Raw genomic sequence first — 5,286 nt, 5'->3', positions numbered from 1 at the left:
GACGAAATGCTGGCCTTGGCTAATGAAAACAAACAAAAGATGGGTGTTGCTAATGTTGAGTTTTTGAAAGGATATATTGAAGAAATCCCTCTGAAAGATGAAGCGGTGGATGTCATAATGTCCAACTGCGTGATCAACCTTACCGAAGACAAGGAAAAAGCCCTGGCCGAAGCTTACCGGGTTCTGAAAAAAGGCGGCCGCCTGGCTATTGCTGATATCGTGACAATAAAAGACATTCCCGAGGACATAAAAAAGAAAGCAGCCATGTGGTCATCCTGCCTGGGTGGAACCTTAAGCATAGAAGACTATGAAAGCATATTAAAGAAAGTCGGCTTCACAAACCTGGTTATAGAGCCTGTGCAAATATACAACAAAGAGTTTATAACCGGGATGGCTTCTTGCAGCTGTTTTGAGCCGCTCATCGCTGAGGTCAACCTGGACGCGATTGACGGGGCGTTTGCCAGTGCTTATATTAAGGCGGAGAAGCGTTAATGGGAACGTTGTAGTGTACAAAATCGCAGACAACTTAATAATCCACTGGATATAAACAATACCGGGTCTAAAAATCCCGGTATTGTTGTCTCTTTAGCGGCGCCGGCTTTTGGCTATTATACCGATGCGCGAAGTAAAACAGCCGTAATGCCGGGCGATATACTGCTCGCAGGCTTGCCTCATCTTGCCCCAAGATTAATTATTCAGTGTTGAATAATAATGAAGAGATCTAAATACCATGACTCGCAAATAAGCCCAATAATCCTATTATTTCCCGCTGGCATATTTTGAAAGGGGAGCACTAGCATACGGCCGCCGAACCAGACGGAGAGCTGCTGGCAGCCGCCCTGTTGCTTGGGTTTGGTACTTCCTCCTCTTAATTGCTTGAATACTGTTTTATTATCAAACAGGTTTGACTTCATAAAATCTTCACAATAGCCAAATACAATTAAACACATAGGAAAAATGTATATTGAAGGAGAGGATGCACACATGAACATGACCCACTACATGGAATTATTGGCCACCAATCAGCCCTGGCAACTGCTGATTTTTATGGCTGTACCAGTAATTCTTGCCGAGACCCTGGCTGTCACCGAACTGATCATTTTGTTTAATCGTGATTTGACGGGGACAACCAGGTTAGTGAACAAAATAGCCGGAACATTAGCCGGATTCTATTTTTCTGGAGTATTTATCTATTTATTCTTTAATGCTGTCGTTCCTTTAACGGTTTCTGGAGGGTGGAGAGGACCGGCGGACGTTATTGCGGTTGGGTTCTATCTGTCAGGCATAGTGCCTTTCTTGGGAATAACTTTATTAGAATTGGGGATCATTGGCAAAAATCGGGATGAAATCGGCAAGCTAAAATTACATGCAACGTTTGTAGGCATCTTCCTGGTGGTAGCCCATGTAGCCATGATATTCGGCATGTTGGATCCAAATCTGCTGATGGCGGCGCCGACTGATTCGTCAATGCCCATGTAAACTGAAAGCACCACTTTTTGCAGTGGTACTTTTTTAGTTGATAAACTCCCTTTCCCAACGGAAGGTGGCGCTTTGCAGTGCCGTCTTCCGTTTCCCCCGTATGGAGCTGACAGAAATTGAGCCTGAGTAGAGATGGGAAATAAAAAGATGTTTGGCAGGAGGCGCCGGCAGGGCCAATGCCAGCCGAGCATGGCGCATAAGTTGGATTACCCAGGATTTTATATCATACTCCTCCTAATTAAAGAAAACGGCACGCGCGCGTGCCGTTTTCTGCCGGGGTAAACTTTATTCACAAATGACTTGTAGGGCACAGCGAGCCGTGCCCTTGCGTTTGGCTAATTTTTGTTTTAAGGGCGGTTCGCGAACCGCCCCTGCGTTAAATCGACCAGTCATCGGGGATAAATACCTTGAAATCTCGTGGTCTTATATAGACTCTTTGCTTCTCTTGGAAATTCAACTGCCGGAAGTATTCTTTGCTTATTTCGGCTTCAACGTAATCATCGTTGTCCAACCGCTTTAGTTCAAGGTTTACTATAGGCCCAACCGCCCGTATATAAAAAACCTCGGCTTCTATAAAACCTTTTCCCTCCGGGAAGGTTTTGATTTCGATATCATGCGGGCGTATATAGCTTATTATGTCTCTATCAGTAGTACTGGCATGTTCAGGCACATCGAGTTTTAGAGAACCGATTTCGACCTTCCCATTGTGCACCCGGCCATGAAAAAGATTTACATTGCCCAGGAAATTATAAACAAAAGCATTGGCAGGATTGTCATAAACTTCTTCCGGTGTGCCGATCTGTTCTACCCGGCCTTCGTGCAGAATAACGATCCGATCAGCTACGTCGAGGGCTTCTTCCTGATCATGCGTAACAAAAACACTGGTTATGGGATATTCGTTATGGAGTTTGCGCAGCCACCGGCGCAGTTCTTTCCTGACCTTGGCGTCTAGAGCGCCAAAAGGTTCATCCAGCAGCAATACCTTGGGTTCAACTGCCAGGGCCCGGGCCAGGGCTATTCTTTGCCGTTGGCCGCCGGAAAGCTGGGCCGGATAACGCCTGGCCAATCCCTCCATCTTGACTAAAGCCAGCAGCTCATGCACCTTTTTATTGATTGCCTCCTTGCCGGGCCTCAGTTTTGCAGGTCTAACCCTTAAGCCAAAGGCAATGTTTTCGAAAACCGTCATGTGTTTGAACAGTGCATAATGCTGAAACACGAATCCTACTCGCCGGTCCTGAGTGCTTTTTCCGGTATTGTCCTCACCATCGAAAATTATTTTCCCGCCATCAGTGGTTTCCAGTCCGGCAATTATCCTTAATAACGTGGTCTTGCCTGACCCGGAGGGACCCAATAGAGCCACTAATTCACCGGTATTTATAGTCAAACTTACATCATCAAGCGCTTTAAATGATTCAAAAGTCTTGATAACATTGGAAATTTCAATGCTCATTTGTATCCTCCCTGCAGTAGGGACGTCTGGCTTTCAAGCCCGTATCCCCAACTCGTGATCCCAGTACAACATACGGAACATTGTACCAGTTCAAAGATTTATGGATTAGAAACTTGATTCTGTTTCTCCATTTTCCAATCGGCAACATTTTTAATAATCAGATTCAAAAGGGCAATAAAGGTTAATAATGAAGCAACCGCAAAAGCAGCCGTAAACTTATATTCGTTGTATAAGATCTCCACATGGAGAGGGATCGTATTGGTGAGGCCCCTTATGTGTCCCGACACCACCGATACCGCGCCAAATTCACCGGCAGCCCTGGCCGCTGTCAGCATGACCCCGTATAATAAGGCCCACTTGATATTGGGCAGGGTGATAAGCCGGAAAGTTTTCCAGCCGCTTGCGCCTAAGGTAAGGGCCGCTTCCTCTTCCGCAGTTCCCTGCGCCTCCATTAGAGGAATCAGTTCCCGGGCCACAAAAGGAAGGGTTACAAATAATGTAGCCAGAATAATGCCGGGCGTAGAAAAGATTATTTTCAGATCCCATGCGTTTAACAGGGGGGCAAAAAGTCCATGGGTCGTACTAAAGAGCAAAACAAATATTAATCCTGCCACAACCGGCGAAATTGCAAAGGGCAGATCAATTAAAGTAATTAATACGTTCCTGCCTTTAAAGCTGAACTTAGCTATGGCCCAGGCAGCCGTAAGGCCGAAGACCGTATTGAACAGGACCGCAATAACAACGGCAGTGAGCGTAAGCTTCACAGCCTTTAAGGCTACCGGATCGCTTATGGCTGCCCAATATAAGCCTGTTCCTTGCTCAAAAGCCTTTACAAACACGAAGACCAGCGGAATGACCAGTACGACCACAAAAGCCATGAGCGCCACAGCGATCAGAATAGCCCGCACAGCTTTTGATTCACGGCCGGGCCGGCCATGATTGGGATTGTTCATCGTTGTACCACCAGCAACATTTCCAGCCATTTTATCACCCCTAACCCGTTGTTTTCTCTCTATTGCCGGCCCACCATTGCGTGAAATTGATGAACAGCAGCATCAAGAAGGAAATGATCAGCATGACCGCGGCAATCGCCGTAGCACCGTTGTAATCATACTGCTCCAGTTTGGTTCTAATTAATAAAGGCGCTATTTCCGTATGCATGGGCATGTTTCCGGAAATAAAGACGACCGATCCATATTCACCCAGAGCTCTGGCAAAAGCCAGGGCAAAACCTGTAATGAGAGCAGGAAGCAGCGCCGGTATAATGATTTTGTAAAAGGTTTGCCATTGGGTCGCTCCCAAACATGCCGCCGCCTCCTCAGCCTCAAGCTCCATGCTCTGCAAAACCGGTTGGACCGTTCTAACCACAAAGGGAAAGCTGATAAACAGCAATGCCAGGGTTATTCCCAATGGCGTATAGGATATTTTAATTCCCAAAGGGGCAACCAGTTGACCGATCCAGCCATTTTGAGCATACAGGGTGGTAAGCGTGATACCTGCCACCGCGGTGGGAAGGGCAAAAGGCAAGTCGATCAAGCCGTCGATGAATTTTCGTCCGGGAAATGAGTATCTTTCCAAAACCCAGGCCATGAGAAACCCCAAAAAAACATTGATTGCCGCCGCCAGGAAAGAAGTCCCAAAAGAAATTTTCAAGGCGGCCATAACTCTTTCCGTCGTAACGATTTCCCAGAATGTTGGCAGACCGATACTTGAGGTATTAATAAAAACCATAGCAACAGGAATTAAAACCAACAGGCTAAGATACAACAGGGAATAACCCATGGTAATGCCAAAACCGGGTATAACGCTTGGCTGCTTTACTCTTAGCAATTTCATTGTCGAATGCATAAATCCACCTCAAAAAGATAATGGAGCGGTTCTCAGGTCTATGTCTATAGCAGCAAACACGTTCGAACCGCTCCACCTTATTTCTACCTGGCTCTCTTATTTCTTGGTATAGATCTTGTCGAATATGCCTCCATCATTAAAGTGTTCTGCTTGCGCCTTGTTCCAGCCGCCAAAAACATCATCAATGGTAAACAGTTCAACGGTAGTGAACGTCGAGGCATATTTCTGAGCAACCGTCTCATTCCTGGGTCTGTAATAGTGCTTAGCAGCCAGTTCCTGGCCTGCTTCAGTATACAAATAATCTAAATAGGCTTGCGCAACCTCACGGGTTCCCTTTTTATCTACAACTGAATCGACGACTGCTACCGGCGGCTCCGCCAATATACTTACGGAAGGGACCACAATTTCGTATTTATCCGCATTTTTAGGATCCTTGGTGACCAGGAAAGCTTCATTTTCCCAGGAAAGAAACACGTCTCCTATGCCTCGTTCGGTAAAGGTCAGGGTTG

Annotated in this window: 6 protein-coding genes; 2 read left to right on the top strand and 4 right to left on the bottom strand. The window is 46.3% G+C overall.

Annotated features, from left to right (window positions below):
* The coding region (locus tag B3W37_RS14105) for a methyltransferase domain-containing protein (protein WP_483176174.1) at positions 1 to 492 on the top strand (492 nt) is incomplete at its 5' end.
* Positions 493 to 984: 492 nt separating this feature from the next.
* Entirely contained in the window at positions 985 to 1,479 is a 495-nt protein-coding gene (locus B3W37_RS14100; RefSeq protein ID WP_483170044.1) for a DUF6803 family protein, read from the top strand.
* A 376-nt stretch (positions 1,480 to 1,855) separates the two neighbouring features.
* Here the strand turns inward: B3W37_RS14100 and B3W37_RS14095 are convergent, their stop codons facing one another.
* From B3W37_RS14095 to B3W37_RS14080, 4 genes are all read right to left on the bottom strand, one after another.
* Complete coding sequence (locus B3W37_RS14095; RefSeq protein ID WP_483170043.1) at positions 1,856 to 2,929, bottom strand: sulfate/molybdate ABC transporter ATP-binding protein; 1,074 nt, start codon at positions 2,927 to 2,929, stop codon at positions 1,856 to 1,858.
* A gap of 98 nt (positions 2,930 to 3,027) precedes the next feature.
* The gene (gene cysW, locus B3W37_RS14090) at positions 3,028 to 3,912 is read right to left on the bottom strand and encodes a sulfate ABC transporter permease subunit CysW (RefSeq protein WP_483176173.1); all 885 of its coding nucleotides are present in this window, start codon (positions 3,910 to 3,912) and stop codon (positions 3,028 to 3,030) included.
* Between the two features lie 10 nt (positions 3,913 to 3,922).
* Positions 3,923 to 4,765, bottom strand: a complete 843-nt coding sequence (gene cysT, locus B3W37_RS14085; protein ID WP_483170041.1) for a sulfate ABC transporter permease subunit CysT — start codon at positions 4,763 to 4,765, stop codon at positions 3,923 to 3,925.
* Positions 4,766 to 4,873: 108 nt separating this feature from the next.
* Positions 4,874 to 5,286 (bottom strand): sulfate ABC transporter substrate-binding protein (locus B3W37_RS14080; protein WP_483176172.1); only part of this gene is annotated, 413 nt, incomplete at its 5' end.

It is taken from the genome of Syntrophomonas sp. UBA5494 (genome assembly GCF_002426325.1).
The sequence above is the reverse complement of the archived record's forward strand: the minus strand, read 5'-3'. Positions and strand labels throughout refer to the sequence as shown.

What these genes read in the sequence shown, in the direction of transcription:
- B3W37_RS14100 (WP_483170044.1), top strand. Translation starts at nt 985, where the DNA reads ATGAACATGACCCACTACATGGAATTATTGGCCACCAATCAGCCCTGG.
- B3W37_RS14095 (WP_483170043.1), bottom strand. Translation starts at nt 2,929, where the DNA reads ATGAGCATTGAAATTTCCAATGTTATCAAGACTTTTGAATCATTTAAA.
- cysW (WP_483176173.1), bottom strand. Translation starts at nt 3,912, where the DNA reads ATGGCTGGAAATGTTGCTGGTGGTACAACGATGAACAATCCCAATCAT.
- cysT (WP_483170041.1), bottom strand. Translation starts at nt 4,765, where the DNA reads ATGAAATTGCTAAGAGTAAAGCAGCCAAGCGTTATACCCGGTTTTGGC.